Genomic DNA, 1817 nt, shown 5'->3' with positions numbered 1-1817 from the left:
AAGCGCTCTTGGTCTTCAGGTGTCATAGCGAGTGATCCCTAGGGCTACCCTTCTATTCTCCCCCTTGGCACTGTTTTTGCAAAAGTGGGATGCTCCCTATTATAACCAGTTTAATTCAACTTATTAATAACTCGATATGTGAGAATACTCACTGTATAGTCGCAAGCATTTTAGGCGAAATTGCCCTTGAAAATGCGGATGCGATCGCTAGTCTAAGTGGGCTTATCAATAACTCTACAGATGAGAATACTCGCTTCACAGCTGCAAAGAGCTTCGGTAAAATTGTCCCTGAAAATGCGGATGCGATCGCTCATTTAATTAGGCTTATCAATAACTCTACAGATGGAAAAACTCGTTGGATTTTAATGCATAGCTTGGGCAAAGTAGGGCGTGAAAGTACTGATGCGATTGATACTTTAATAGAGCTTGCCAAAAATTCTGAAGAGCAATACATCCACTGGAGAGCAGCAGAAATCTTAGGTGAAATTGCGCCTAAGAACCCCAGAGTAATTGCTATCTTAATTCAACTTATCAAGGATTCTAATGATGAATATGCTCGCCAGTATATAGCGAACATTCTAGGTAAAATTTCATTCGGCAATACTGATGTAATTGCTAAATTAATTCAGCTTATTAAGGACTGCAAAGATGAGGATATCTGTCAAACGGCAGCAGAAATCTTAGGTGAAATCGCCCCTGGAAATGCCGATGCAATTGCTGTCTTAGTTCAATTACTGAAAGATAGAATATATACATTTCCCTACGAGATCGAAGCAGAGAGGTTGGTAGGGATTATATTGAAAACCTTAAACATTAATCCTAGAAATGCTGATGCAATTTTTGCACTAGTTCAGTTTTTCAAATCTTCCCAAGATGAACATGCTCGTCAGACAGCAGTAGAAAGCTTAATAAGAGTTGACCCTGCTGCAAACAAGATAGTCGCTCCTGTAGCTTATTCTCATTTTTATGAATCTAGAAGTCAACCTATTCGTCTAAGAATAGTTCAGAATCTTCAAAGAATGGCTCATAGCCTCCATGTGAAATCTAATTTTTTAGATATGTCTCCATTACACATGCAGGTGATGATGTATTCTGAAACCTCTACTGCAACACAAAGATTGGAAAAAGTTATGAAGAGCCTGAGTAAAATTGCCCATGGAAATGCTACCGCAATTGCTACACTAAGCAAACCTCTTAAGGAGATCAAAAGTGAACAGATCCGTCGGAGCGCCGCAGAAATTTTAATAAATATTGATCCTGAAAACTCAGAAGTAGTTCCTGTACTGATTCAGCTCCTTAAGGAGTCTCAAAATGAATATATTCGTCGGAGCGCTGCAAAAATTTTAATCGAGGTAGCACCTGAAAATTCTGATGTAATTACTTTATTAATTTGGTTGATTGGAGATCTTCATAATAAATACAATGTCTATCGACGTGGCAAATACACTATTCCTCAAAACCGCTCTACATATAATACTATCTATGGGGACATTCGCCGGAACGCTGTGGAAATTTTAATCAAAGCAGGATCCAGTAACTCTAATATAATTGTTGCCTTGCTCCAACTCTTTAAAACATCCACCAATGAAGAAACTGGTGTTGCTGAACTGGGAGATGAACCTCTAGCTACAGGATCTAAACCTCCACGCAATATGTTGCAAAATTATGCCCTTCTCCCTATACCGCAACGCCTAGAAACTAATTGGGATGCCATTCATGTGGTGTTGCATAATTAGAGGATGAACAGGAGGAATCTGCCATGCAATGTCCAGAGTGCGGGGCTACTCATATCCGTAAAAACGGCAAGAGAAGTGGTA

General features: G+C 39.4%; 1 protein-coding gene. It reads left to right on the top strand.

Going from position 1 to position 1817, the window contains the following annotated elements; genetic code table 11:
* Positions 1-89: 89 nt before the first annotated feature.
* Entirely contained in the window at positions 90-1736 is a 1647-nt protein-coding gene (locus JUJ53_RS18055; RefSeq protein ID WP_204153439.1) for a HEAT repeat domain-containing protein, read from the top strand.
* Positions 1737-1817 lie beyond the last annotated feature (81 nt).

Source organism: Leptolyngbya sp. CCY15150 (assembly GCF_016888135.1).
GTDB lineage: Bacteria > Cyanobacteriota > Cyanobacteriia > RECH01 > RECH01 > RECH01.
Note: the sequence above shows the minus strand (reverse complement) of the source record. Positions and strands in the feature narration are given on the sequence as shown.

Coding starts and splice junctions, on each gene's coding strand:
- JUJ53_RS18055 (WP_204153439.1), top strand. CDS start 90: ATGCTCCCTATTATAACCAGTTTAATTCAACTTATTAATAACTCGATA.